The sequence below is a fragment of the Arthrobacter sp. CAU 1506 genome, assembly GCF_005047635.1.
Taxonomy (GTDB): Bacteria; Actinomycetota; Actinomycetes; order Actinomycetales; family Micrococcaceae; genus Crystallibacter.
Genome location: NZ_SUKC01000015.1, coordinates 14,902 through 39,473, shown reverse-complemented (window position 1 = coordinate 39,473; position 24,572 = coordinate 14,902). Strand labels below are relative to the sequence as shown.

24 protein-coding genes are annotated in these 24,572 nt (G+C 67.0%); 11 read left to right on the top strand and 13 right to left on the bottom strand.

All coding sequences use genetic code 11. The features are described 5' to 3' along the window. The 5 genes from E4J89_RS15510 to E4J89_RS15490 form a co-directional block, all read right to left on the bottom strand. Positions 1-1,275 (bottom strand): cytochrome P450, encoded by a 1,275-nt coding sequence (locus E4J89_RS15510; protein ID WP_136787055.1) that lies wholly within the window; start codon positions 1,273-1,275, stop codon positions 1-3. Between the two features lie 162 nt (positions 1,276-1,437). Continuing rightward, positions 1,438-2,226: an IclR family transcriptional regulator gene (locus E4J89_RS15505; RefSeq protein ID WP_136787054.1), complete on the bottom strand. Its 789-nt coding sequence runs from the start codon at positions 2,224-2,226 to the stop codon at positions 1,438-1,440. A 174-nt stretch (positions 2,227-2,400) separates the two neighbouring features. Next, on the bottom strand, positions 2,401-3,084 hold the full coding sequence (locus E4J89_RS15500) for an HD domain-containing protein (protein ID WP_136787053.1): 684 nt from the start codon (positions 3,082-3,084) through the stop codon (positions 2,401-2,403). 378 nt (positions 3,085-3,462) lie between these two features. Next, positions 3,463-6,408, bottom strand: a complete 2,946-nt coding sequence (locus tag E4J89_RS15495) for a phosphoenolpyruvate carboxylase (RefSeq protein WP_136787052.1) — start codon at positions 6,406-6,408, stop codon at positions 3,463-3,465. Positions 6,409-6,709: 301 nt separating this feature from the next. Then, on the bottom strand, positions 6,710-7,486 hold the full coding sequence (locus tag E4J89_RS15490) for an SDR family NAD(P)-dependent oxidoreductase (RefSeq protein WP_136787051.1): 777 nt from the start codon (positions 7,484-7,486) through the stop codon (positions 6,710-6,712). Between the two features lie 164 nt (positions 7,487-7,650). Between E4J89_RS15490 and E4J89_RS15485 the strand changes: the two genes are divergently transcribed. Beyond that, positions 7,651-8,811 (top strand): glycoside hydrolase family 76 protein, encoded by a 1,161-nt coding sequence (locus tag E4J89_RS15485; protein WP_136787050.1) that lies wholly within the window; start codon positions 7,651-7,653, stop codon positions 8,809-8,811. 98 nt (positions 8,812-8,909) lie between these two features. On the opposite strand, the gene E4J89_RS15480 is transcribed toward E4J89_RS15485, so the two are convergent. Then, entirely contained in the window at positions 8,910-9,503 is a 594-nt protein-coding gene (locus tag E4J89_RS15480; RefSeq protein ID WP_136787049.1) for a YdeI/OmpD-associated family protein, read from the bottom strand. 52 nt (positions 9,504-9,555) lie between these two features. Here E4J89_RS15480 and E4J89_RS15475 point away from each other — a divergent pair, with 52 nt between their 5' ends. Both E4J89_RS15475 and E4J89_RS15470 read left to right on the top strand, forming a co-directional pair. Continuing rightward, a complete protein-coding gene (locus E4J89_RS15475; protein WP_205754508.1) occupies positions 9,556-10,464 on the top strand; it encodes a VOC family protein in 909 nt (302 codons plus the stop codon). A 254-nt stretch (positions 10,465-10,718) separates the two neighbouring features. Then, complete coding sequence (locus E4J89_RS15470; RefSeq protein WP_136787048.1) at positions 10,719-11,258, top strand: NUDIX hydrolase family protein; 540 nt, start codon at positions 10,719-10,721, stop codon at positions 11,256-11,258. Positions 11,259-11,372: 114 nt separating this feature from the next. On the opposite strand, the gene E4J89_RS15465 is transcribed toward E4J89_RS15470, so the two are convergent. Then, complete coding sequence (locus E4J89_RS15465; protein WP_136787047.1) at positions 11,373-11,624, bottom strand: hypothetical protein; 252 nt, start codon at positions 11,622-11,624, stop codon at positions 11,373-11,375. An 889-nt stretch (positions 11,625-12,513) separates the two neighbouring features. On the opposite strand from E4J89_RS15465, the gene E4J89_RS15460 reads away from it, so the two are divergent. Together E4J89_RS15460 and E4J89_RS15455 are read left to right on the top strand one after the other, a co-directional pair. After that, positions 12,514-13,422: a DUF6707 family protein gene (locus tag E4J89_RS15460; protein ID WP_136787046.1), complete on the top strand. Its 909-nt coding sequence runs from the start codon at positions 12,514-12,516 to the stop codon at positions 13,420-13,422. Positions 13,423-13,477: 55 nt separating this feature from the next. Next, complete coding sequence (locus E4J89_RS15455; protein WP_136787045.1) at positions 13,478-14,251, top strand: SRPBCC domain-containing protein; 774 nt, start codon at positions 13,478-13,480, stop codon at positions 14,249-14,251. Between the two features lie 47 nt (positions 14,252-14,298). Here E4J89_RS15455 and E4J89_RS15450 read toward each other — a convergent pair whose 3' ends face one another. Then, a complete protein-coding gene (locus tag E4J89_RS15450) occupies positions 14,299-15,357 on the bottom strand; it encodes an FUSC family protein (protein ID WP_136787044.1) in 1,059 nt (352 codons plus the stop codon). A 468-nt stretch (positions 15,358-15,825) separates the two neighbouring features. Here E4J89_RS15450 and tgt point away from each other — a divergent pair, with 468 nt between their 5' ends. Beyond that, positions 15,826-17,085, top strand: a complete 1,260-nt coding sequence (gene tgt / locus E4J89_RS15445; RefSeq protein WP_136787043.1) for a tRNA guanosine(34) transglycosylase Tgt — start codon at positions 15,826-15,828, stop codon at positions 17,083-17,085. Positions 17,086-17,175: 90 nt separating this feature from the next. Here the strand turns inward: tgt and E4J89_RS15440 are convergent, their stop codons facing one another. The 3 genes from E4J89_RS15440 to E4J89_RS15430 all read right to left on the bottom strand — a co-directional run bounded on the left by E4J89_RS15440 (position 17,176) and on the right by E4J89_RS15430 (position 18,817). After that, positions 17,176-17,499 carry a hypothetical protein gene (locus E4J89_RS15440; RefSeq protein WP_136787042.1) on the bottom strand — a complete coding sequence of 108 codons (324 nt, stop codon included), beginning with the start codon at positions 17,497-17,499 and terminating at the stop codon, positions 17,176-17,178. After that, complete coding sequence (locus E4J89_RS15435) at positions 17,496-17,894, bottom strand: GNAT family N-acetyltransferase (RefSeq protein ID WP_136787041.1); 399 nt, start codon at positions 17,892-17,894, stop codon at positions 17,496-17,498. The genes E4J89_RS15440 and E4J89_RS15435 overlap by 4 nt, the downstream gene beginning before the upstream one ends. Positions 17,895-18,103: 209 nt before the next feature. Then, positions 18,104-18,817, bottom strand: a complete 714-nt coding sequence (locus E4J89_RS15430; protein ID WP_136787040.1) for a TetR/AcrR family transcriptional regulator C-terminal domain-containing protein — start codon at positions 18,815-18,817, stop codon at positions 18,104-18,106. 312 nt (positions 18,818-19,129) lie between these two features. Between E4J89_RS15430 and E4J89_RS15425 the strand changes: the two genes are divergently transcribed. Continuing rightward, positions 19,130-19,369, top strand: a complete 240-nt coding sequence (locus tag E4J89_RS15425) for a hypothetical protein (RefSeq protein ID WP_136787039.1) — start codon at positions 19,130-19,132, stop codon at positions 19,367-19,369. Here the strand turns inward: E4J89_RS15425 and E4J89_RS15420 are convergent. Next, positions 19,333-20,043 (bottom strand): queuosine precursor transporter, encoded by a 711-nt coding sequence (locus tag E4J89_RS15420; RefSeq protein WP_136787038.1) that lies wholly within the window; start codon positions 20,041-20,043, stop codon positions 19,333-19,335. The two genes, E4J89_RS15425 and E4J89_RS15420, sit on opposite strands and share 37 nt — an antisense overlap. 165 nt (positions 20,044-20,208) lie before the next feature. On the opposite strand from E4J89_RS15420, the gene E4J89_RS15415 reads away from it, so the two are divergent. The 3 genes from E4J89_RS15415 (at position 20,209) to E4J89_RS15405 (ending at position 22,977) form a co-directional block, all read left to right on the top strand. Then, the gene (locus tag E4J89_RS15415) at positions 20,209-20,661 is read left to right on the top strand and encodes a hypothetical protein (protein ID WP_136787037.1); all 453 of its coding nucleotides are present in this window, start codon (positions 20,209-20,211) and stop codon (positions 20,659-20,661) included. A 96-nt stretch (positions 20,662-20,757) separates the two neighbouring features. Beyond that, a complete protein-coding gene (locus tag E4J89_RS15410) occupies positions 20,758-21,591 on the top strand; it encodes a hydroxymethylpyrimidine/phosphomethylpyrimidine kinase (RefSeq protein ID WP_136787036.1) in 834 nt (277 codons plus the stop codon). Positions 21,592-21,771: 180 nt separating this feature from the next. Further along, the gene (locus E4J89_RS15405) at positions 21,772-22,977 is read left to right on the top strand and encodes a GGDEF domain-containing protein (protein ID WP_136787035.1); all 1,206 of its coding nucleotides are present in this window, start codon (positions 21,772-21,774) and stop codon (positions 22,975-22,977) included. 138 nt (positions 22,978-23,115) lie between these two features. Here E4J89_RS15405 and E4J89_RS15400 read toward each other — a convergent pair whose 3' ends face one another. Beyond that, the gene (locus E4J89_RS15400) at positions 23,116-23,742 is read right to left on the bottom strand and encodes a malonic semialdehyde reductase (RefSeq protein ID WP_136787034.1); all 627 of its coding nucleotides are present in this window, start codon (positions 23,740-23,742) and stop codon (positions 23,116-23,118) included. Positions 23,743-24,201: 459 nt separating this feature from the next. On the opposite strand from E4J89_RS15400, the gene E4J89_RS15395 reads away from it, so the two are divergent. Then, positions 24,202-24,528 carry a hypothetical protein gene (locus tag E4J89_RS15395; RefSeq protein ID WP_136787033.1) on the top strand — a complete coding sequence of 109 codons (327 nt, stop codon included), beginning with the start codon at positions 24,202-24,204 and terminating at the stop codon, positions 24,526-24,528. Positions 24,529-24,572: the final 44 nt, after the last annotated feature.

Here is a 24,572-nt window from a genome sequence, read left to right as displayed (position 1 = left end):
TCAGGCCTCCCAGCTAACGGGAACGGTTTCGGGGACGCGGAAGGAGATGTTCTCGCGGAACTCGATGCCCTCAGGGCTCTCCAGCGTCAGGTTGGGTGCCAGCCGGGCCACCTCTTCGAGCGCGATCTTGGCCTGCAATTTGGCCAGCATGTTGCCCAAGCAGTAGTGGATGCCGAAGCCGAAGGACAGATGCTCGCGGGCGTTCCCGCGGGAAATGTCGAACTCCTCGCCGTCCTCGAAACGGGCGGCGTCGCGGTTCGCCGAGCCCATCAGCAGCAGCAGTTCGCTGCCCTCCGGGATCTTGACCCCGCCTACTTCGGTGTCCTTGAGCGCCTTCCGGCGCCAGCCGACGATCGAGCCGGAGAAGCGCAGTACCTCGTCGATCGCCGCCGGGATCTTCTTAGGCTCCTCCACCAACTGCTGCCACTGTTCCGGACGGGCCAGCAGCACGCGCAGCGAGTTGGCGATCAGCGTGGTGGTGGTCTCGTGGCCAGCGAACAACAGGGAGTACAGGATCGAGGCGATCTCGTGGTCGCTGATCTCCGCACCGTCCCGCTGCGCCCTGACCAGGTCTGCGGTCAGGTTGTCGCCGCCTTCCTCATGGGCCACGCGGACCAGGCGCTGGCACTCCTGCCAGTACTCCACCAGATTGTGGGCGTGCGGGATCTGCTCCTCGTCGCTCAGGTCGCCCCAGGTCATGGCCGCGCGGGAATCGGACCAGCGCTTGAAGGTGTCCACCTGGGAGACGTCGGCGCCGATCAGGGTCAGGATCGTGACCGTCGGGACGGTGTAGGCCAGGTCCTTGACCAGTTCGCCGCGGTGCTCCGGGCGGGCCAGCATTGCCTCCAGTTGGTCCACCACGTTCTGCCGGATAAACGGTTCCAGCGCCTTGTAGCGGCGCGGAGTGAAGGCCTTCTGGGCCACCGCGCGGATCCGGGTGTGCTCCGGCGGCCGGCGGGCCGACAGGCCAGAGTAGGCGGTGAAGCCTCCCTCTTCCATGATCTTGGTGGCCTGCGGTCCCCGCTTGCGCACAGGCGCCTGCGCGTTCTCGCTGGAGAAGGTTTCCCAGTCGTCGAAAACGGCCTTGATGTCGTCGTAGCGGGAGACAACGTAGTAGCCGACCCGCTCGTCGAACATGATGGGCTGTTCGTTCCGCAGTTCGGCGTAGGCCGGGAACGGGTCCTTCATCTGGAACGGCTCGTAGCCGTGGTGTCCGGCAGGGGCCTCGGCACCGTGGCCAAACGGACAAGCTGCCGTTTCGGTTGAGGATGACATCTGGAACTCCTTGGGGTCGGCTCCCGCTGCGGCCGTTTCAGGCCTGGCGGGATTGATCTGACTCCAGTGTTGCCCAGGTCGCCCTGTGACGCACATCTCGGCTTCCACTGAGTGGAAATGAATAGTGCTCAGCGTCTCCCTGTCGAACCCGCCCTGACAGCGTCAGCGCAAGGCATGGCTGCCCAGCAGCGATTCCAGCGGGATGTGGGCGGTAGCCCGTTCGATGTGCGCCGAGACACCGCGCAGCACGGGAAGGTGCCTGGTCATCGTGGCGGCCTGGGAGGTGAGCAACACCAGCCCCAGGCCGGCACCAATCCTGCCGGTGTGGAAGACCGGCACGGCAATGGAGCAGGAGCCCAGGCGGACTTCCTCCAGCGTGGTGGCATAACCCTGCTCGCGGATCTGATCCAGCTCCTCGGCCAACCTTCCGGGAACTATGTGGGTGTGGGCGGTGGGTCGCTCCAGCTGCCGGTTCAGATAGGCGGTGCGCACCCATTCCTCCTCGTACGCCAGGATCACCTTCCCGACGGCGGTGGCGTGCATCGGCAACCGGCCGCCCACTCGAGAGGCCCGCGGGACGCGCTTGGTCCCGTAGATCCGCTCAATGTAGAGAACTTCGTGGCCTTCCCGGACGGCCAGCTGCGAGGTTTCTCCGGTGAGTGAGAACAGGTCCTGCACGAACGGCCGCGCGGCCTCGCGCAGTTGGCGGCCGGCGTTCTGCGCCAGCTCCCACAGGCGGATGCCCAACTGATACCGGCCGTTGGCACCCCGGGACAGGAAGCCCCAGTCGGTCAGTTCGGCGACCAGCCGGTGCGTGGTACTTAGCGGCAGGCCCGAGCCTTCGGAAATCTGGGTCAGGCTGAGGGCGGTCCGGGACTGTTCGAAGGCTTCCAGAATGGCCAGCACGCGGGACGTGACTGTACGCCCCGACTCGCGGCTACCGCCGGCCATAGCTGCCTCCCACCTTCCGCAGGCGGACCCGCGGAGCCGGGCACCGCCGTCGTCATTCCCTCCGGGCTCCACCGCCGGCGCCCTGACGGCAGCCAGCCGACACCGAGTCTAGCGCCCCAGGCGGCCGGGCGACGGCGAGTCCGGCGCCTGGGCGGTAGTCGGACGACGCCGAGCCTAGCGCCCCAGCAGCATCTGCCGCTGCGGCCACAGCGTGGCCGATTCCAGCGCGGACAACGCCCGGGCCACGGCCTCGGCCTCCTTGGTGAACAGGTGGCCGAGCACGCGCTGGCTGCAGAGCCGCAAGGCCTGGCCGCGGTCCAGCCCGAACCATTCCATCACCGTATCGAGACCGTGCGGGCTGAGCCGCCACGTTTTATCCGCGTCCTTGACGATCGCGTCTTCGATGGAGAGCGCCTCCTTGCGCGAATCGTGCCCGTCGATGATCTCCAGGATGCGCGGAATGAGCGCCGCATCGTGCCCGGCGTCCTCCAAAATCCCTGCCGCCAGCCGGGCGCCTTCCTTCTCGTGCAGCAGCACCAGGTCGGGCCGGCCACCACCCGGGGCAATGGCGGACAGCACCTCGTCCGGGGGCACCTGCGACCAGCCAATGTCATGCAGCATGATCGCCGGGAGGACGACGTCGGCGTCGGCTTCCGGATGTGCGGCCAGCATGGCTTGGGCCAGACCGAACGCGTACAGCGTGTGGGCGTCGTTGTCCCGGACGCTCAGGAGCGGCGCGGCCTGCTCCCAGATCCGCGCCAGATGCTCATCCAACTGCAGTACTCCGTCAGGTTCGGCCTCGATGGCGGCGGTAACGTCATGGCCGAACAGGTTTCCGGAAGGCTGCAGCTTGGTCATGCTCCACAGCATGCCGGGCCGGGCCGCGCCGGGCAACCCGACGTTTCCACTGGGCGGAAGAGGCGGGCGAAGTGGCCGGCCGGCTGGGTGTGCCCAGACTCGGGCTCGGCCTCCCGTTCGTTTCGCTCCCACGTCTTGCGGGACCCCTCCGGCATCGTCCCAAGTCAGGGCGTTTTGGGCCAACTGAAACGTGGGACATTAGTCCGATACATGGGAGCGAACGTGGCAGCATCGTCTACGGCGCGCCCAGAATCGGCGCAGAACCTCGGTCGCGGCCGCGCCTCCCGGGACCCGGACCACAGTCCTCCGGCGCGCCGCAGTGCTCGCACGAAACCGGGCAGCGAAGTCGGCGCCGGGACCAGCCAGCACTCCCCCGCGCTACCCGGTATTCCGGAGGCCGGCGGCAATGCCGTTGACGGTGATCAGCATGGCCCGCTGCAGCGCCTCGTCCGGTTCCGACGCCCGGATGCGCCGCAGCAGTTCCACCTGCATGTAGGAAATGGGATCCAGGTACTGATCGCGGACGTCCAGCGAGCGCTGCAGCACCGGCTGATTGTCCAGCAGCTGGTTCTCGCCCGTGAGCCGCCGGATTTCTGCCACCGTGAGCTCGTACTCGGCGCGGATGTCGTCGAACAGGTGGCGCAGCTCGGCGGGAACCAACGTGGAGACGTAATGCGCGGCGATCTCCAAGTCGGTCTTGGCCAGCGTCATTTCCACGTTGGAGACGAAGGACTGGAAGTAGTGCCAGTTGCTGATCATCTCGCGCAGCAGCGGCTGGAGACCGGCGGTCCGGGCGGCGCGCAGGCCACTGCCCACGCCGTACCAGCCGGGAACAATCTGCCTCGACTGGGTCCAGCCGAACACCCAGGTGATGGCCCGGAGCTTGCCGAAACCCGGTCCTGCGGCGGGGCCGGCTTCCGGACGGTCCGCCGGACGCGAACCGAATTTCACGGTGCTTAGCTGTTCCACCGGCGTCGAGGCCTGGAAATACTCCGGCAGATCCGGGTGCTCCACCAGCGAACGGTAACGCTCATAGGCCGCGCCGGAGATCTCCTCCATGGCGGCGTGGTACCGGCCGCGCTCGGCCTCCGACGTCCGCGGTTCCTGATGCAGGGCCGACGCCTGCAGCACGGCCGCCAGTGCAAGCTCCAGGTTTTCCCGGGCCAACTCCGGCAAGGTGTACTTGTCCGAGATGACTTCGCCCTGTTCGGTGAACTTGATCTCGCCGGCCAACGCGCCGTTGGGCTGGGCGAGGATCGCGTCGTACGTCGGCCCGCCGCCACGGCCCACCGATCCGCCGCGGCCGTGGAAAAAGCGCAGCCGCACGCCGTGCCGGGCGGCCACATCCCGCAGCACCAGCTGAGCCTTGTGGATCTCCCACTGGCTGGTTGCCACGCCGGCTTCCATGTTGGAGTCGGAGTAACCGAACATGACTTCCTGCAGGTCCCCGCGCAGTTTCACGATTCGGCGGTACTGGGGATCCGACAGCAGATCGTCCAGGATCTGCCCGCCGCTGCGCAGGGCCTCGACGCTTTCGAGCAGCGGCGCGAACCCGATCAGCGCCTTGGGCTCGTCCCCGATCAGGTCCAGCAGGTCCGCCTCCCGCGCCAACACGACCGCCGCCAGCACGTCGTCGGCGCCGCGCACCCGGGACACGATGTACGTCTCCACCGCGTCCGGGCCGTACTGGCGCAATGCCTCGGCTATCGCGTGGAACACCTCCAGCGTGCGTGCCCGCTTCTTTTTCAACGACGACGGCGGTGCCAGCGGCCCGGGCGAGAGCAGCAACGAGGAGAGCAGTTGCCGCCGCGGTCCGGGCGCCAGCTCCAGGTAGCTTTCCGGCTCGGCGGCGTCCGCTGCGGCTGCCTCAGGTGCAAGCGCCGTTGCCGCCGGAGCACCGACCGGCGCCGCAGAGCCAACCGTGTCCGCCGTCGGCGCCTGCCCACCCACCGGCTCACCCACCGGCGCACCGGCCGGCAAACGTTCAACCGCAGGTTCGGCGTCGCGGGCCGCCAGCAGCGCCGCAACGGTTTTGTGGTGCTTGTCCGCGTTGTCCCGGAAGTCCAGGGTGGCCAAGTGCAGGCCGATGGTGGAAACCGCCCGGCGCACCGCGGCCAGCGAACCGTCGGCCACCAGCGACGCCGTATGCGCGCGCAGCGACTGCTCGATCAACGCCAGATCGGCCAGCACCTCCGCCGTCGAGCTGTAATCCCGTCCTGGCTCGTGTGGCAGTCGGCGTTGAATCCGGGCGCTGGTGTTGAGCAGTTTCGCCTTGATGCAGGTCAGCTTCAGGCGGTAGGGCTCGTTTCGGTTCAGTTCGCGCACCCGCGGGTCCAGGCCCGGCAGGTTCGCCAGGTCCTCGGCCAGCGATTCGAGCAGCTCGCCGCTGGCGGCCACGATCGTCGTCGAGTTGGAGAGCACCGCGATCAGCGTGTCCACAAAGCCGATGTTGATCCGCACGGCGTGCTGGTTCTGGAGCTGGAACACCTCATGTGTCACGTCCACCGTCACATGCGGATTGCCGTCCCGGTCACCGCCGATCCACGAGCCGAAGCGCAACGGGGCACCGTCGTCGGGCAGTTCAACGCCGTGTTCGGACAACAGCTCGGCCAGGTCCCCCATCAGCTCCGGCATGGTGTTGGTGAGGATGTTGCCCAAGTAGTAGGCCGCGTTGCGGGCCTCATCCACCGGGCTGGGCCGCTCCTGCCGCAGCTCGTCCGTTTGCCACATCTGGTCGATGATTTCGGCCAGCCGCCGGTCCTGCCGCCGCCGCGCGGTGCTGCCCTCCGCCGTCGTTGTGGAGAGCAGGTCGGAAATGGCCCGCAGTTTGTCCAAAACGGTCCTGCGCGACGCCTCGGTGGGATGGGCCGTAAAGACCGGCCGGACGTCCAGTTGGTTGACCGCGCGCTGCAGCGCTTCCGGCCCGGCTTCATCGGCGATCTGCGCGACGGTCCGCAGCAACTGGCCGTCTTCCTCGGGCCGGACGCGCAGTTGGCGCACGCGGTGCACCTGTTCGGCGGCGTTGGCCAGATGGAAGTAGAAGGCGAACGCCCGCACCAGATCGGTGGCTTCGCCGACGTCCAGGCCGGCGAGCAACTCCCGGACCTGGTCAATCACGTCGCGGGCGGTCCACGGACCGGTCGCTTCGCCCTCGCCGCGGGCTGCTTCCTTGGACTCCTTGGTCAGCAGCCGCACCTGTTCCACCAGATCCAGCAAGTCCGGCCCGTGCTGGCGCACCAGTGATTCGCCCAGCAGCGTGCTCACCCGGCGCACGTCGGCGCGCAGGCTCGCGTCGAGGTCCCGATCTCGGGCGGCGTGGGGCATGAGCCAGGTCCTTTCGCGTCCTACAGGAGCTGCCGGGTTGCCGGCACGGCGGATTCCGCAGCGCGGCGCGGCATCCCCTCCAGCGTACGACGGCGGCGGCTTTCCGGCCGCGGGCATGTCGCCTTCCGGCTCCGCTGGCTGAGGGCGGGCCGCTCCATTTGGCCCTTGGGCCCTGTGACTCCCAACCCAGCTAGCTGAGGGCGAGCCCGCCCCGTTTGGGCCTTTGGGCCCTGCCGCTCCCCACCCAACTGGCCGAGGGCGGCCCGCTCCTTGAGGGTCCTGCCGTCCCAGACCTGCCGGCTTACTTCGGCGCCATCCGGATGGCACCGTCCAGCCGGATAGTCTCGCCGTTGAGCATGCTGTTGGCCACGATGTGCGCGGCCAGTTCAGCGTATTCCGCGGGCCGGCCAAGCCGGGACGGGTGCGGTACCTGATGGCCCAGCGACTCCTGGGCCTGCAGCGGCAGCCCGGCCATCATCGGGGTCTCGAAGATGCCGGGTGCAATGGTGACCACGCGGACCAGCGAGCGCGCCAGTTCCCGGGCCAGCGGCAGCGTCATTGCCGCCACCCCGCCCTTGGAGGCGGCGTAAGCCGGCTGGCCAATCTGTCCGTCGAAAGCGGCCACCGAGGCCGTGTTGATGATGACTCCCCGCTCCGGCCCACCGAGCTCGGTTTCCACCGGTTCGGTCGCGGCCATCGCGGCGGCCGCCAGCCGGATCACGTTGAACGTGCCGATGAGATTGATCTGGATTACCTTGCTGAAAGCTTCCAGCGGCAGCACGCCGTCGCGCCCCAAAACCTTCCCCGGAGTGCCGACCCCGGCGCAGTTCACCAGGATGCGCAGCGGCCCCAGCGCCGTCGCCCGGTCCACCGCTGCCTGAACCTGGTCCTCAGCGGTCACATCGGCGGGGGCAAACACGGCCCGCTCCCCCAGCTCTGCGGCGAACTCCTCGCCCTTCGAACCGGGCAGATCCACCAGCACCACCGACGCGCCGGCAGCATGCAGCCGTCGGGCCGTCGCAGCGCCCAGCCCCGATGCGCCGCCGGTAATCAGAGCTACAGCTCCGGAAGCCTCCACTGAATCCTCCTCAGTCCCTGAACATGTTTGTCTTCACCGCCAGCCACGGCGGCATCGCACACCTCAGCCTAATGTGGCGCCGCGCACACCACGGTCATCGGCGGGGCCGTCGGACCAAAAGGCCCGGCCTGCCCCAACATTCTTCGGCCGTTAGGCTGGGTCCCATGCCGACCTTGCCCGGCGGCGGAGCCTTCCGCACGCCCAACCCCACGCTGGCGGCAGGCCGCGCGGACGAGGCAGCGATCGCCGTCGTCCGCCATTTCGGCCACCGCATGCAGGGGCTGCCCTTCACCCTGCTGGGTGCCGTCCGCCGGCCCTCGCCCGGCTGGACCGGGCCGTGGCACTACTGGTGGCAGGCGCATTTTCTGGACTGCCTGGTGGATGCCGGCCGGCGGGAGTTGCGCCGGGAACAGCATTACGACGGCGGCAGCGGCCCCAGTGCGGGACGCCTGGCTGCCCGGCTGCTGCGCACCGTCCGCTGGCGCAATGGCTTCCGCTTCACCAACTCCTACTTCGACGACATGGCCTGGCTGGCGCTGGCCAGCCAGCGGTTGGACGGCCTGGCCGCAGACGCGGACAAACCGCGGTTCCGGAACAGGGCCGCGTCCCGTCGGCTGCTGGCCCAGCTGGAATTGGCGCACACGCCGGACCTGGGCGGCGGATTGTTCTGGAGCACCGACCGGGACTTCAAGAACACCCCGGCCACGGCTCCGGCCGCGCTCTATCTGGCCCGGTCCGGCGACACCGGCCAGGCCGCTCGGCTGCTGGACTGGCTGGATGCCCAGCTATACGAACCGGAGCGCCGGCTGTATCTGGACGGCGTGCGCCTGGTCAGCGGGAAGCCCGTACTTGTTCCGGACATCTATACCTACAACCAAGGACCGGTGCTGGCGGCGCTGCTGGCAGTGGGCCGGGACGCCGACCTGCAGCGCGCGGCCGAGCTGGTGCACGGGATCGCGGCCGGCCTGGTGCAGCAGCCCGAAGTCACCGAGGAAGAGGGCCGGAAACTCGTCCTGCGCACCCACGGGGCCGGCGACGGCGGGCTCTTCACCGGGATCTTGGCCCGCTACCTGGCCGTGGCGGCCCGGTCCGACAAGCTGCCCGGCGACGTGCGCGTACTGGCCGCGCGAATGGTCGCGGATACCGCGGCAGGCTTTTGGGCCGGGCGGGCCATCGAGAACCACCGCAGCTGGGAAGTCCTGGTCTTCCCTTCAGACCCCGCGGCGGCCGCGGCCGGGAAGCCGCAGCCGGGCGCCGGCGTCGAACTTTCCACGCAGTTGCAGGCGTGGATGACCTTGGAGGCAGCCGCCACAGTGGCCGGCTAAACGGGCGGAAGGGTGGGCCGGAAAAACCCGGCAGCCCACCTGCGGCCGAACCCGGCAGCCGCCGCACCCGCCGGCCGAGCCCAGCCCGCTGGCGGTGGCTAGGACGGCCGCTTTTGCTGCGGGTACGGCGTTTCGTGCCGGGCCAGCATCTCCACGAAGTCGGCGATTCTGCGCTGCCGGGCGGCCTCGGTCTTCAGCTGACCCAGGCTGTGAATCAGGGCAAAGCGGTTCTGCGAAGTCAGCACATCGAACATCGCCTGCGCCTCCGGGACGGCGGCGATCGCCGCGGCCAGGTCCTCGGGAACTTGGGCCGTGGCCGGTCCCGCGTAGGCCTTGTCCCAGCGGCCATCGGACTGCGCAGCAGCCACCGCCGCCCGGCCGGCGTCGTGCATCTTGCCGGCCTGCTCCAACCTTTCGATATAGGCCACGTTGCGCTGCGACCAGATGCTGCGCTTGCCGCGCGGAGTGAACCGCTGGAAAACGCTTTCGGCGTCACGGCGCCGCGCCTGGCCGTCGATCCAGCCGAAGCACAGCGCCTCTTCGAGGGCACCGGCATAATCCAGTGCGGTCACCGAGCCGCCCTTCTTGTGCAGGATGAGCCAGACGCCGGCCGACGCGGCATGATGTTCTTCCAGCCAAGCCCGCCAGGCGGAGGCGTCGGGCAACAGCAACTCGGGAAGTTCAGCAGGCATGCCCTTATGCCAGCACGGTGGGGCCGCGCCGTCTAGTAGTTTCGGAAGTATCTTGCTTGCAGACCTGAAGGAGACTGCCGTGCTGCGCGTGCGCCCCGTTGTGTTCACGTCCCGGATCGAGCCGTGGCGGAAGCTGCTGACCGCGGCCGGCCTGGTCTGCGCAGCCGACCACGACGGGGCATGGCTGGAATTTGACGCCGCCTCCGGCCGGGTGGGGCTGCACCGAGTCGAGGCCGGTAATCCCGCTGACGGCCGCGTGGAGCTGGGCTTCGAGGTCCGGGATCTGGACGAGTTCGCCCGCCGCACCGCGGCCGACGGCACCCAGGTGGCGATCGAGGACGCGGACCACGGCCGCGCCGCCAGGGTCACGGCGCCGTCGGGCTTCAGCTTCCTGGCCGAACCTGCGTCGCCGTCCTTCGGCAACCACCCCGGGCCCGACCAGCCAGACCCTGCGCTGGCCGTGATGCCCGCCTGGGTCACGCCGGATGTCCCGGGCGCTGTTGCCACCCTCCGCGGGATCGGTGCGCACCCCCGGTTCGGCGAGCCCGGCGAATGGGCGGACTTCGCAGCGAAGAACGGCGGGCTCGTCGGCGTACGGCACGGCGCAACGGATCACTTGGAACTGTCCTTTGAGTACGACGACGACCTGGCCGCCCTGCGGGACCGTCTCACCGCGGCGGGAATCGCCTGCTCCCCCGCGGAGGAAGCCGTCGGAGAGAACCTGCTGGTGGAGCATCCCGACGGTGCGGACCTGTCAGCTTCAAGGCCGGCCGGTGCGGAGCTGGCCGCGGTGGGGCAGGCCGGTGCGCTGGCCGCGGTGGGTCGGGTTGGTGCGCTGGCCGCAGTGGAGCCGGGCGCAGGGCGAGTCGCTGTGGAGCCGGGCACGGGGCAAACCGCTGCAAGGTATCTGCGCTTTACGGTGCGGCCGGACTCACCAGCCGGATCCGCAGACGCCGACTGACTCACGCGGAGCCGGGCGGTCACGTTGGCGCTGAATGGGCCGGACGGACTCGCGGGAAGTGGAGACCTGGGGCGCCAGAGGCTGCGGGCCCCGAGTCGGGCCGGACGGCCGGTTTCCGGCGTGGGCCCTGGCGACAACCCCGTCGGCAGCCACGGGCTCGCCGCCCCGCATTGCGCACACAGTACAGCGGGCCGGACGCGCCGTTCCGGGCGGCTGGCGTGACTGGCATCGCAGCGGTGCTGTAGAACAAGTACATGAGCGTACGCACCCCCGACCCGTATCCCGGCTGGCTTTCCAACGAGGATTTGCACGAGGCCCGGCAACGTCTGCCCATGCTCTATGTGGAGGCGGTGCCGGTACGGCTGGATTCGCTGGGATACGTGACGGAGATCGGTCTGCTGCTGCAGGCGTCCGATGAAGGCGAGATGGTACGGACCTTCGTTTCCGGACGAGTGATGTACCGCGAGACGGTCCGCGCTGCGCTGCTGCGCCACCTGGAAAAGGACCTCGGGCCGCTGGCCTTTCCGCAACTGCCGGCCAGCCCGGTGCCGTTCACCGTGGCGGAGTACTTCCCGTCGCCCTCCGAGACGGGGCTGACCGATGACCGGCAGCACGCCGTGGCGTTGGCCTACGTCATCCCGGTCACCGGCGAATGCAATCCCCGCCAGGACGCACTGGAGCTGAGCTGGATGACTCCGGAGGATGCCCTCAGTCCGGCGGTCCAGTCCGAGTTCGTCGGCGGCCGCGGCAATCTCCTGCGCCAGGCGCTGGCCCATGCAGGTTGGTGCCGCTGACCGCCGGTCCAACACGACGCGCTGTCCCGCGCACCGCGATCAAACCTGCGCCGTGCCCATACCGGACACGCGCGAAGCCCGGCGCGAGACCAAGGGGGTTGGCCCGGCGTCGTCCTATCTGGGCAGCGTCCAGGTGTACATCTGGGCGGCCAGGTCCCGGGACTGCTCTTGATGCTCGTCCTGGCACCGCAGCCGCTTCAGTGTGACCGGCTGCTGGCTCCGCCGGTTGGCGAGATCCGTCAGGATCATGCCTGCGAGGCGCAGCAGAATGGTCAGGCGGCTCCTACTGCGGAACTGTTCGGAATGAACGGGCACGTGCGTCGGCACATGGCCGGTGCGGGCCTCAGGGGCAAGGATGATGCTCATGGCAGGGATCAACTTTCACAGAGCGTAGGGGCTGTGCGTTGGTGCTCCCCGAACGCTTAGCAAGGGTGCTGCCCGGGGAGTTTTTCGATACCTCGACGCTATCGGCCATCGCGGTCACGTTCGGTCCGCGATCCTGCTCCGGATACCGGTCAATTCCGGCCAGCAGATCGTCCGGGCCAGGCGCGCGCACATCCGCCGCGGCCTGGCTAAGGGGCGCGGCTGATGGCGTGTACAGCCGGCCCCGCTGATGACGTGCGCGGCTCGCCCCGATGGTGACGGGGCTGGCCCCCGCTGATGACGTGCACAGCCGGCCCCGCGGGTGGCGTGTACAGGATGCGCCACATTCACTGGTGATTGATTAGCATCCCTGATGCGTGACCGCGCAGATCCCTGCGCCCCGGTCCACGGGATCAGAGCAGCACCCGTTTTGCTTACCAAACGATAGGCAATGTGGCGCATCCTGTCCGGGCATCCCCCGAAGCCCGCGCTCGAACGGCTCGTGGTCAGCAACTCTTGGTCCTAACAAAGGCTCCGTACGACTGAGGCCTCTGGCGCCCGACTCTTGGCTGGCGGATTGTCGCGCGCCCGTTGCTGACGGGGTAGCTGCTGGGCCGGCCCGCAGCCGGCGCGGAGACTCTGGCGGGCCGCCTGGCTCGAAGATGCCGCCGTCGGGCCGCCTGGCACTAAGTTGCCGGCCGTCGGCTGGCAACAGGCTGTTGGCGGGCTGCAGAGCCAAAGCTGCACGCGGCTACGGCCGGAAGTGAGACCCCGCTCACGATCTATCGTTTCATCACGACGGCGCGACGGACACCTCCGCGGGCCTCCCGCCCGAAAGGTAACGATTTCATATACTGTTCTGACGATCGCGAGCGTGACTAAGGATTTACCCATGACGGAACAACAGGCCGAGACATTCATCCACCATGTCAAAGCTGAAAGCGTAGGCGCCGGTGCCCGGTTCCTGACGCGCTCCGGTGAGCACTCCGCGCCCGTGGCGGGCACCGCCGTCGTACCCGATGATTTCGGCACTCCGGCGGTGGTGGTGGCCACGCTCGAAGACGGCAGCCGCGTACGCATCGCCCACGGGTCGCGCATCCGCATCGCTTCCTCACGCAGGCCCGCCCAGCTGCCCGGCGCGCTGGCGCAGGACGACCTGGAGCTGATTCCCGCGGAAGAGGGCACTCCGGAAGCCGTGGTGGTGCAGGTGGCCCGGGCGCACGGCCGCCACGCCGGGGTGCAGCGGCTGGCCGCCCGCCTCAGTCGCGGCCTGAACACCAAGGCCGGCAGCCATCTGCAGGACGTGCGGGACCTCGCGCACACCCTGCTCGTGGAACTGGACGACCGCGAACGCGCGCTCACGGTATGTAGGCTGATCATCGACCAGCCCTTCGATGGCAACTTCGGCCGGTGGAAATGGATCGAGTCTTCGCTGGCCATGGCCGCCTACATCTTGCGCGAATCGGGCACCGAAGAGGACAGCGCGGAAGCCCTGCAGTTGGCCGAGGCGTTGCGCGCACCGGACGACGCCGACGAGGATCCCTTCCGGGCGAAGATCAACGCCGAGGTCCGCCAGCGCCAGCTGAACGAACCGAATCTCTATGACAAGGAAATCCACCGGGCGATGGCTGCCGCCGACCGCACGGCTGAGCGCGAGTGGCGCGAACTGCGGCTGACCGCGCTGTTGTACCTGCGCACACACGGCGGGTCGGAGACCTTGGAACCGGTGGAAGTCGACCGCCGGATCAGCAACGAGTTGGTGGCCATCCGCGCCCTGGACGTCCAGCAGCGGAACGCCTAACACCCCGGGGCTGGACTCTGGTCAGTCACTGCGGCCCGGGAGTAGAGTCGGCCGCATGACGGAGAGCGGAGCAACAGAACCCGGTTCACTCAGCGTCCACATCAACGCGGATGCCCGCCAGGTATGGACCATGTTGCGCGAGCCCAGACGCATCGCGCAGTGGCACGGCTGGGACATGACCGGACTGGACGAGGAGATCCGCGAGATCTACTTCAGCGACGCAACCGAGGCGGAAGACCACAAACGGCTCACCATGGGCGATAGCGATGCCTTTGTCCTGGAGCCGGTGGGCGACGGCGTACGGCTCACCCTTGAGCGCGGCCCGGAGTCCGGCGAGCAGTCCGACGAATGGTGGGAGGACATCACCGAAGGCTGGCGGAGCTTCTTGCAGCAGTTGCGGTTCGCCTTGGAACGCCACCCCAATGACCCCCGCCAGACCACCTACCTCGGCGCGGACTCCGTCCCGGCGGGCGGGCTGCTCTCCAGCCTTGGCTTGGACAACCTGCCGACGGCGGGCGAAACGTATAGCGCTTCCCTTGCCACCGGGGAGGAGATCTCCGGAAAGGTGTGGTTCCGCTCGGAGCGCCAGCTGGGGTTGACCGTGGATTCGTATGCCGACCGTGGCGGCGGCCTGCTGATCGTCGCAGAAACCCCGTCGCATCCGGACGGCAGGCCCGAGGGCGGCAGCCAAGTGCTGATCAGCTGCTACGGACTCGGTGCCAAGCGGTTGGCCGAGATCCGGGACGGCTGGGAATCCTGGCGCAACAGCGCCCTGCCGGACGCGGACCCGCTGGTGCTTGGCAGCACCGCCGGACCCGGTTCCGACTAGGCCACAAGCCCTCGCCGGCCGTCTCCCCCAAAGGGGAACCGTCCGCGTCAGGCCCCGTCCTGCCGCCGGCGCTGGTAGCGGCGCCGGTTCTTCTCGCGGATGGTCCGCTGGTGCATGAGGTACACCAGGCTGATCCCCACCAGCGCACCGATGGCGGTCTGCAGCGCCCGGTCCACCATGAGTTCCCGCGGATCGGTGGGGGCGGCCAGCTCGGTCATGATCAGGGCCAGCGGCGTGATGAAGATCAGCGCCAGCGCGTAATGGCGCAGCACGAACATTTCCGCGCTGAACTGCAGCACTATCACCATCAGGACCAGAACCCAGGGCTCCGGGCGCGGGGCCAGCAACAGCCCGGCTACCGCCACGCCGGCAAAGGTCCCCAAGATGCGGTGCACACCCTTTTTCACCCGTTGGGCAAGGCTGGGTCCCGCAATCGGTGCCACAGCAGCCACCATTGCCCAGTAGTTATGGCCCAGCCCCACCACGGTGGCGAGGGTTCCGGCAGTCAGGGCCGCCAGCGCGCTGGCGCCGGCTTCGACGCGGAACTCCCGCCAGTGTTCGTGGGTGAACTGCGGCCGGGGCGGCGCTGCCATCGAGGTGCGCCAGGCCGGCACCAGCCGGCTGCTGATCCCGATCAGCATGGCCAGCACCACACTTGCCAAGCCGGTCAGCATGGCCTGCCACAGCGGTGCGGTCAGCGGGATGGAACCAATGGCTGCATAGCCAAACGTAAAGAAGATGACGCCCGCTGGACGGAGCTGGAAATAGTTGACCGCCAGCGACCACAGACCAGCCACCACGGTTGTGCCAAAGACAATCCCCCAAGGTCCGGCGTCGGCCATGGCAGTGAGGGCGCCGAGGAACATGACCAGCATGATCAGCACCCCGAACTCACCCTGGTGCCGCAGTCTGGCTCCGTGAGCCTCGCCTCGCCCATAGATGCCTGTGAAGGCACCGAAGGCGGCGAAAATCATCAAGTCGAAGCGGTCCATGGCCAACAGGGTGAGCAGCGGCAGACCTACGCTGATGCCGCAGCGGGTGGCCACAACATGGTCCTGACGCGCCGGACCTACACGGAAGAATTCGCGTACGTACTGCGTCGCCATGCTGCCCACCTTTCGCTTGCCACACTATCCACGTTGCCTCGCCTCCATCACCCGCCGGCCCCGAATAATTCCACCGGCGCCCAAGGTTCCACCGGGCGAATGATCCGTCTAAGGACTCAGCTATCGCGGGAACAGTGCATGGACGGGCTTCAACTACCCCGGGCCACCATGCCTGCGCAGCGCGGCATCCACCACGCCCCGCCGCCTCCGAAGTGCGATGGGTAAAGGCACGGGATACTGTGTGCGGGCTGCGCGGCCAACTCAGCGGCGCGGGACGGGCACCTACACCAGCACCTCCTCCATGCTAATTCTCTTGCCCAAGGCAACCATCATTCTGTGAGTGTTTTGACAGATCCCTGTGAGGGTTTCGACAGAACGGTGTTCGCCATGCCACACCGCCACAAGGCTGGGGCCCGTCCTCTCTCACCCACGCACCCCGCAAGACACGGAGTAAGGCAAAATGGTGGGGTGCCCCAGTCTGATTTTTCCTTCCGCGTCGGCAGCCGCCTTGCCAACACCGCCAGCCCCTCCGCCGACCGGGTAGCCGAGAACGGGGGCGGATTCCAGGGCCGCACCGGCACCATCACCACCCCGCACGGCGAGATTCAGACGCCGGCGTTCATCGCCGTCGGCACCAAAGCCACGGTCAAAGCGGTACTGCCCGAATCCATGAAGGAGCTAGGCGCACAGGCGCTGCTGGCCAACGCCTACCACCTGTACCTGCAGCCCGGCGCCGCGGTGCTCGATGCGGCCGGCGGCCTGGGTAAATTCATGAACTGGGACGGCCCCACCTTCACCGACTCCGGCGGTTTCCAGGTGATGAGCCTGGGCTCCGGATTCAAGAAGGTCATCAATATGGACGCCGCCGCCGCGAACACCGGCTCTGACGACCAGGTGGCACCCGGCAAGGAACGGCTGGCACATGTGGACGACGACGGGGTCTGGTTCAAGTCGCACCTCAACGGCGACAAGCACCGCTTCACGCCGGAGATCTCCATGCAGGTCCAGCACCAACTGGGCGCAGACATCATGTTCGCCTTCGACGAGTTGACCACGCTGATGAACTCGCGCGGTTACCAGGAGGAGTCACTGGAGCGCACCCGGCTGTGGGCCGAACGCTGCGTGACGGAACACGAACGGCTCACCGACGAGCGCTCACACAGGCCCTACCAGGCACTGTTCGGCGTGATCCAGGGCGCCCAGTACGAGGACCTGCGGCGCAAGGCCTGCCGGGATCTGGGAGCCATGAACTTCGACGGCTTCGGCATCGGCGGTGCGCTGGAGAAGGAGAACCTGGGCACCATCGTGCGCTGGTGCACCGAAGAGCTCCCCGAGGACAAGCCCCGCCACCTGCTGGGCATCTCCGAACCGGACGACATTTTCACCGCCATCGAGAACGGCGCGGACACCTTCGACTGCGTTTCCCCGACGCGCGTGGCCCGAAACTCGGCGTTCTACACCCCGGATGGACGCAAGAACCTGTCCAACCGCCGGTTCAAACTGGATTTCACGCCTCTGGTGGACGGCTGCGATTGCTACACCTGCGCCAACTACACCCGCGCCTACATCCACCACTTGTTCAAGGCGAACGAGATGGTCAGTCACACACTAATTTCCATTCACAACGAGCGCTTCACGGTCAAGCTGGTCGACGACGCCCGGCTGGCCATCGACGACGGCTCCTTCTTCGACTTCAAGGCAGAGGTGCTGGGCCGCTACTACGCCTGACCACCCGGGCAACTCCCCCGCACGCGGAAGGCCGCCGTCGTATCCAAAAGATCACGACGGCGGCCTTCCGCAGTAGGTGCCTCGCCTCTGTTAGGCGGCCAGCACGACGTCGGCCCGCTCACCCTGCGGTTCGGGTGCCAGAATCGTGAGTCGGCATTCGGCCTGCAGCGGGTCGGCGTATTCGGGCAGGAATCCGGATACCGCGCAGGCCTGCAGGTGCCAGAGGACGGCTGCGTCCACGGAGGCATGCTGCAGATCGATGGCCACCTCCAGGCCTGGTGCCAAGGAGTTTGCGCGCTGGGCCAGTGAATAGACTGCCAGCACGTTCCGCTCGTCGACCCGTCCGCGCACGTCAATGTGCACCGATGAGCACTCCAAGTCGACCCGGACGGTGACCTTGAGTTTGCCGCTCATCGAGCTGCCGCCGGGGCCGCGGCGGTGCGGATGGCACTGGCCGGGACACGGCGCCGGCGACGTGCGGCGCGGGCCTTGCCTTCCAGCGCCCACGACTTGTGGAATCGGCTGCGCTGCTCCCGAGGAACCAGCTGCAGGAATACCGGATGGGCGAACACCTGCTGTCTGGCCTCCTGGCAGAAGGGCAGAACGCGCAGGCGGCGGCGATGCGCCTCGGCCAGCGCCCGGCGAACCAGGGGCTCGCCAAGTCCGAGGCCTCGGTGCCAACGTTCTTCTTCGATCTCGAGGAGCCACATTTCGCCGTCTTGGATCTTGTACTTCAGCGACGCCGCCACTTCACCATCAACGTAGGCATCGAAGCGTGATGCGCCGTAGTTGTCGCGTATAACCTGCATGCCTTCTCCTCATCCATGCGCAGCCCGGCGGTGGCGACACTGATTCGGCCGCCCGACTTGCTGCGAAACCATGGCCCCGGTGGGCCGGAACCAAAACACTAACCATGCTTACGACGTAAGCAAAGCATGCTTAGTATCATTCTGCAAAGTCGCAGGATGAATTTAAGTTGGCGGGAAGGAGAAATCTTGGCTGCGAGGCGAATCGGCCCTCAGTTGAGCTGGCTGTCCAGCCTTTCCAGCAAGGAATCAAGCGCCGTGTCGAATTCCTGCTTGGAATGGTCTTCCGACAGCAGGCCCTGCAGTTCCTGCAGCAAGGGGTAATCGGTCAGGTCAGCTTGCCGGGAGGGCGAATGGTCGGTGTCCTCGACCGGGCCGATATCAGCACCGAGGGCAGCAACCTCCAGCAAAAGGTGGCCGATCAGGAAGCTGCTGAACGCCCGGTACGCCTCAACGGCATTCTCGTTGCTGAACCCGGCGTTGGTCATCGCCCTCAGGAACGACTCCACCCAGCGCAGGCTCCGCAGCGGCGGGCGGACCCACGGCGCTTCGGCGGGCCGGGTGGCAATCAGCGGGAACACCTGGGGGTGTTTCATCGCCATCCGGCGCAGCCCGTGTGCCAGTCGGAGGAGGTAATCCTGCCAACCGTAGCGCGGCTCCACATAGACTTCCGGATCGCTGTACAATTCGTCGACCACGGACTCCACGATGCCGTCAAGCAGATCCTCCCGCGACGGCACGTAGCGGTAGAGCGACATGGCTTCAACATCCAGTTCGGCACCCAGGCGCCGCATGGTCAGTTGGCGGACGCCGTGCTCTTCGATAAAGACCTTTCCGGCCTCGAGAATCCGCTGACGGTCCAGAGGCAGCCGGTCACCGCCGGGCTGGTCTTCGCCTGTCGGTGCAGGCGTTCCGGAATCGGCCATGGTCGCTCCCTCCTGCGATTGCGCACCAGCCTACGCGCCGGGGTTCCACCTGTCCCCCCTCTGCCCTCGACAGGAAGGCCGTCCGCCGGCTCGAATCCTCCACCGAGAGTGCGCAGTTTCCGCTGCAGCGCGCGGTTTTTTGCGCTCTCGGAGAAGGTTTGGAAAATTCCCGGTAAAAGAGCCCCCTCAGGGGTGCTTAGCGCGGACCTTACACTGTAAGCTGGCGAATGCGGGACTCGTTCTTTCATCCGAAGGATGAGGTCCGGCTACGGCAGAGGGACTTGCGTTCTGGCCAGATAGGAAGTTAGCACCATGGAAGAGCATCTGAAGGACGTCTGGACCGCATCGGCAGCAGTCGAGGGGTTGCAGGTGGAGATGGACCAGGCCGAAACGACCCTCGATGCAGCCATTGATGCAGCCCTTAAGGCCGGGGCCGCGCCGGAGGAAATCCTCGTCACAGCGAACCTGTCCCCGTCGGAGCTCAGCGAGCGCGTCCCGGCACTGGCCCTCCCCGATCAGGCTGCGGAGGAATCCGACGCCAGCGCGCTGTAGGACGGCTCGCGCCTCTTGACCCAGCCGATGACCGCCGTGGTGACGGGGACGAAGAGGAACTCCACCAAGGTCTTGTAGACGAAGCCGACCAGTACGTAGTTGACGAACGTCGGGAAGTCGCTGATTCCGATGATGGAGGCCGCGATCGAGCAGAAGATCAGGGTGTCGGCGAATTCCCCCACCCCGGTGGAGCCCATCAGACGCGCCCACAGGCGGCGTTCGCCCCAACGCTCCTTCATCCGCACCAGCACCCAGGAATTCAGCGTCTGCCCCACCAGGAAGCCCAACAGGCTGGCTAGGACGATTAGCGGGACAGGCCCGAGCGCGCCCTCCAGCGCCTGCTGCTTCATTCGGCCGAAGTCGTCGTCGAAGCCGGGGAGCCCGATGATCACCCAGTAGCAAAGCGAGGCGAAGACGGATAGCGCGAAGGTGGTAATGATGGCCTTGCGTGCCACCTTGAAACCGTAGACTTCGCTGATCACGTCGCCCAAGATGTACGCCAACGGGAAGAGGAAAAATCCGCCGTCGGTAACAATCGGCCCGAGGACCACGCCCTTGGCGGCGCCGATATTGGACAGAATCAGGACCACGGCCATGACGGCAAGCATGATGCCAAAGTAAGGGCTGCCAATCGAGGCGAAGCGGGCAGGCGTGCGGGATTGCAATTCAGTCATTGTGGTGGTTCACCCTTATAGAAGTGGTTCGCGCAACGCCTCGCACCGTTTGATGCCTGATGAAGCGTCCGCTGTATTAGCACTAATGGGCCCGTCTGCCACCCGGACCGCCATCCATTCTCCCATGGCCCGGCCGATCCGTGCCGCCGCACCTATTCTTGCTATATGAGCCAGGAACCGGAGCTCGACGAATTCGAGCGCTACAACCCTCGCCACCGGGTGACGTTCGGGTTCGGGGCCTTTGTGGTCGGTTTCCTGGTGGCCATTACGGCTTTCGCCCTGGGCGCCCTGCTGCTCACCCTGGCCGGTGGCCCGGTCAACGGCCACCAGCTGGCGTCGGCTGCACTCCTGGCCCTGGTCGTCGGACTGTATGCCGGCGGCGTGGGGCTGGTTGTCGGCGCGCCCATCGCGTTTGTGCTGGGCCTGTTGCTGCGGCCGGTTGCCAACCAGTGGCTGCACGTACTGGCATTCTTCGTGGTGATGACCGCGGCCTCGTTCCTGATCCTGGTTTCGCTCTCCAGCGGCGACCCGCTCGGCACGCTGGAACTGGCTGCGTTGATCGGACTGGCCGCCGCCATCGGCCGTTTCAGTGTGTGGAGAATGATGGATATCCGCTAAGCGGACCTCGCCCCGCGGGCCGCCGCACGAACGCCTTCGAGGTGAGCACCGCCGTCGTCATTAGGAACCGGAGGGTGGCGGGTGGAAAATGGGCGCATGTCTGTTTCCACCACCGAAACCACCCCGCCCGCCATCACGCTGACCATCGCCGGCTCCGAGGCCACCGGCGGCGCAGGCGCGCAGGCCGACCTGAAGACCTTCCAGGCACTGGGCACCTACGGCATCACCGCGCTGACCTGCATCGTGTCCTTCGACCCGAAGGACAACTGGAACCACCGCTTTGTCCCGGTGGACGCCGGCGTCATCGCCGACCAGTTGGAAGCCATCCAGACCTGCTACGAAGGCTCGCTGAAGACGGTCAAGCTGGGCATGCTCGGCTCGCCGCTGACGATTGACACGGTTGCAGCAGCGCTGAAGAACCAGCAGTGGGACCACGTAGTGCTGGACCCGGTGCTCATCTGCAAGGGACAGGAGCCCGGCCACGCGCTGGACACTGACCAGGCGCTCAAGGCCCAGATGTTGCCGCTGGCCACCTTCGTCACGCCGAACCATTTCGAAGCCGAGTCCCTGTCCGGCATCACCATCAACGACGTCGAGGACCTGAAGGCAGCCGCGAAGATCATCCACGACGCTTCCGGCGCGGCCGTGCTGGCCAAGGGCGGCGTGCGGCTGGCGGGCGCGGACGCGGTGGACGTGTTCTACGACGGCGACACGTTGGAGGTGCTGTCCGCTCCGAAGGTCGGCGAGGTTGCTGTCTCCGGCGCCGGCTGCTCCTTGGCCGCCGCGGTGACCGCCGAACTGGCCAAGGGCGCCACCCCGCTGCAAGCCGCCAAGACCGCCAAAGCCTTCGTTACCGAGGGCATTAAGGCCCGGGTTTCCTCCAACGCTCCGTTCGAAGCCCTGTGGCAGGGTGGGGCAAAGCTCTCCTGACGCTTCGCTTTGATGACGACGGCGGCGCCCCGGGGCGCCGCCGTCGCTGTGTCCCGGGCGGCCTGTGGTTCCCCGCACCTGAATAAACTTGCGACACAAAAGATGTTGGAGTAACCGTGATCGCAGTCCCCCTGCAATACTAACGTTGACACAATAGGCGGACCAACAGCGGGGCGGACCATGGTGCTGGACACAGCGACCCTCAGGGTTGCCTTCGCCGTGGTGGGCATTGTTCTGCTGGTCCTGTTCTATATGGTGACCTATCGGCGGACGCGTGCCCCCTACAGCGCCTGGTGGTGTACCGCGATCGCGATGTTCCTCACCGGTTCCGCCTGTTACCTGCTGAACGGCACGGGACACCAGTGGTGGGCCACTACTTTGGCGAATGTGCTGGTGGTTTTCGGCGCCGCGGCTGTTTGGACCGGGACCCGGTCGCTGAATGCCCGCAAACCGGCGCCGTTGCTGATCGTGGCCGGTATGGCTCTTGCGGGCGGGAGCACCGCCGTTGAAAATCCAGGAACGAATGTCTGGGCCGGCGGAATGGTGTTCCTCGCGTTTGTGACCCTGTTTTTTGGCCTGGCGGCCTCCGAGCTGTTCCGGCTGCGCCGCGGTTTTACGCGTTTGCGTGGCCCCTTGGCAGTCGTTTCCGTGTTCCTGTCGGCCTTCTACTTTTGCCGGTTTGTCACCTTCCTGACGGACGGGCCGGGCGGCCGCATCTTCGAGACCTTCTTCGGGGGCGAGGCCACCACGGTGGTCAACATGGCGGTGATGGTGGTGGTCTCCTTCAGCATGGTCACGTTCAGCGAAGAGCAGGCCGCCCGGGACCTCCGCAAGCGCGCGCTGCACGACGGGCTCACCGGGCTGCTCAACCGAAATGCCTTCCTTGATCTGGCCGCGGACCGGATCGACAGCCTGCGCCGCGGCGGCCGGTCCGGCAGCCTGATGCTGGCTGACCTGGACCACTTCAAGACCGTGAACGACACACATGGCCACCCCGGCGGCGACAAAGCACTGCGCGCCTTCGCCCAGGTCTGCACGGACACCGTCCGGTCCACCGATCTGGTGGGACGCTATGGCGGCGAGGAGTTCGTTCTGCTGCTCTCTGGCGCGGCCCCGGAACAAGCCAAGCAAGTAGCCCACCTCATCAGCCAGAACCTGCGCACGGCAGACTTTCCGGACTTCACGCTGCCCACCGTGAGCTTCGGCATCGCTGCCATCGGCGAGGGACCGGACACACCTGATGCCAACACGTTGGATGCGGCGATCGAGGCGGCCGACGCGGCCCTTTATCAGGCAAAGTCCGAGGGCCGGGACCGCGCAGTGCTGGCCGAAGACCGCAACGGCGACAACGGGTCCCTCAGCGCTGCCGGCGGCGTGCGTTCGTAGTCCGCCCCGGCTGGGTCCTGTTTATCCGCCTATTTTGTCCGCTTGTTCCCGATTAAAGCCCGACGGCGGTGCCCACCATGGGAGGCTCGCGAGCCCCGTTGGGGTGGGCACCGCCGTCGTCAGCGGTTCAGGTGAGAATCAGACCGTCTGGACTGCGATCTCAGCGTCCAGGCGGGGCAGACGCGGGAACCAGGGGTTTTCACCCGGGGTGCCGACGTTGACCACCATGAAGGTGCGGTTGGCGGTGCCGGCGTTGAAGTCCTCGTCGATGCCGGCGGCGTCGAAGGCGCCCATCGGGCCAGCGTGCAGGCCCACGGCGCGGACGGCCATGATGAAGAATCCGGCCTGCAGCCAGGCATTGTTCTTGGCAACCTCGGCGCGCATTTCGGCGTTGCCGTCGAACATTTCCTTGCGCTCCGGAGCGTGCGGGAAGAACGTCCCGAAGTGCTCGTGCCAGTCGGTGTCGTAGCTGAGTACGGCGACCATCGGAGCGGACTCGGTCTTGGCGCGGTTGCCTTCGGCCATGCGGCCGGCGAGCTTGGCACGGGCCTCGGCGGAGCGGACCCAGGTGATGCGCAACGGCTGGTTGTTCATCATGGTGGGGCCCATCTTGGCCAACTCGTAGATGGCGGCGAGCTGCTCGTCCGAGACCGGCTCGGTGGAGAAGGTGTTCGCGGTGCGAGCCTCCAGGAACAGGTTGTCTGCGGCCTCGCGGTCCACGGACAGCTGGTTCTGCAGGTTGACGTCAGCGGTATCGACGCTCATGGGACTCCTCAGGTTGGGGTGTGGTGTCTGCATGGTTCAACGCCGCCGCCCCACGCCGGAATTTCTCCCGGCGGGGTGAGCTTGGCTACATGGAGTTGGGCTGGAGGTGGGGTGGCTGCGGACGGGTCTGGCTGGCCGCGGGTTTGGGGTTGCTGTCCAAGTTCAGCGGAATCTGTCCATGTTTTGACGGCGCAAAGGGCGCTGACCTGCGGAAACGTTGCAGGCCCGCTCAAGACTTGAACAGTTCCGGGTCCGGATCCTGACCCGCTAGGGCCGTGCGTGACCGGGTTACCTGCGCGACCAGGTTATCGTCGCGACCACGAGCCGGGTCACCGACACGACCGGATTACCCGCCCGACCCAAAGCCAAGTCACCGCCCGACCGCGAGCCGGGCCAACACGCGGGCCGCGAACCGGTCCAAAGATTGCCGCCGACGGCCAGCACTGGTAGACAAACACGGTGACCGAAACTGCTGCCCCGGCCGGGCGTCCCCTGTGGTGGGGACTTCTTCTGGTGATTGGCGGCTGGGCCGCGCTGGGCTTCCCCATGTTCTGGGCGCTGCTGGTGATGTACATCGGGTTCACCGGCTGTCTGCTGGAGTGTGCCGCGCCGGACCCTGCCTCCGGATTCTTCGGCCTGACTGCCCTCTTGATCATGATCGCCGCCCCGGTTTTGGCCGGTATTGCTCTGGTCCGGCGCAGCCGGGCGTGGTGGATCGCGACGGCATGCCTGTTGGCCCTGATTCTGGTGCCGCTGGCCTACGGCACGGTGATCGGGTCATTCTGAACAACAGAACTCAGCGAGTGTACGACGGGCGGGTGAGCACCGCC

Bases quoted from the DNA above. Each gene is read 5' to 3' on its own strand.
- E4J89_RS15510 (WP_136787055.1), bottom strand. From the start codon at position 1,275: ATGTCATCCTCAACCGAAACGGCAGCTTGTCCGTTTGGCCACGGTGCC.
- E4J89_RS15505 (WP_136787054.1), bottom strand. From the start codon at position 2,226: ATGGCCGGCGGTAGCCGCGAGTCGGGGCGTACAGTCACGTCCCGCGTG.
- E4J89_RS15500 (WP_136787053.1), bottom strand. From the start codon at position 3,084: ATGACCAAGCTGCAGCCTTCCGGAAACCTGTTCGGCCATGACGTTACC.
- E4J89_RS15495 (WP_136787052.1), bottom strand. From the start codon at position 6,408: ATGCCCCACGCCGCCCGAGATCGGGACCTCGACGCGAGCCTGCGCGCC.
- E4J89_RS15485 (WP_136787050.1), top strand. From the start codon at position 7,651: ATGCCGACCTTGCCCGGCGGCGGAGCCTTCCGCACGCCCAACCCCACG.
- E4J89_RS15480 (WP_136787049.1), bottom strand. From the start codon at position 9,503: ATGCCTGCTGAACTTCCCGAGTTGCTGTTGCCCGACGCCTCCGCCTGG.
- E4J89_RS15470 (WP_136787048.1), top strand. From the start codon at position 10,719: ATGAGCGTACGCACCCCCGACCCGTATCCCGGCTGGCTTTCCAACGAG.
- E4J89_RS15465 (WP_136787047.1), bottom strand. From the start codon at position 11,624: ATGAGCATCATCCTTGCCCCTGAGGCCCGCACCGGCCATGTGCCGACG.
- E4J89_RS15460 (WP_136787046.1), top strand. From the start codon at position 12,514: ATGACGGAACAACAGGCCGAGACATTCATCCACCATGTCAAAGCTGAA.
- E4J89_RS15455 (WP_136787045.1), top strand. From the start codon at position 13,478: ATGACGGAGAGCGGAGCAACAGAACCCGGTTCACTCAGCGTCCACATC.
- E4J89_RS15450 (WP_136787044.1), bottom strand. From the start codon at position 15,357: ATGGCGACGCAGTACGTACGCGAATTCTTCCGTGTAGGTCCGGCGCGT.
- E4J89_RS15440 (WP_136787042.1), bottom strand. From the start codon at position 17,499: ATGAGCGGCAAACTCAAGGTCACCGTCCGGGTCGACTTGGAGTGCTCA.
- E4J89_RS15435 (WP_136787041.1), bottom strand. From the start codon at position 17,894: ATGCAGGTTATACGCGACAACTACGGCGCATCACGCTTCGATGCCTAC.
- E4J89_RS15430 (WP_136787040.1), bottom strand. From the start codon at position 18,817: ATGGCCGATTCCGGAACGCCTGCACCGACAGGCGAAGACCAGCCCGGC.
- E4J89_RS15425 (WP_136787039.1), top strand. From the start codon at position 19,130: ATGGAAGAGCATCTGAAGGACGTCTGGACCGCATCGGCAGCAGTCGAG.
- E4J89_RS15420 (WP_136787038.1), bottom strand. From the start codon at position 20,043: ATGACTGAATTGCAATCCCGCACGCCTGCCCGCTTCGCCTCGATTGGC.
- E4J89_RS15415 (WP_136787037.1), top strand. From the start codon at position 20,209: ATGAGCCAGGAACCGGAGCTCGACGAATTCGAGCGCTACAACCCTCGC.
- E4J89_RS15410 (WP_136787036.1), top strand. From the start codon at position 20,758: ATGTCTGTTTCCACCACCGAAACCACCCCGCCCGCCATCACGCTGACC.
- E4J89_RS15405 (WP_136787035.1), top strand. From the start codon at position 21,772: ATGGTGCTGGACACAGCGACCCTCAGGGTTGCCTTCGCCGTGGTGGGC.
- E4J89_RS15400 (WP_136787034.1), bottom strand. From the start codon at position 23,742: ATGAGCGTCGATACCGCTGACGTCAACCTGCAGAACCAGCTGTCCGTG.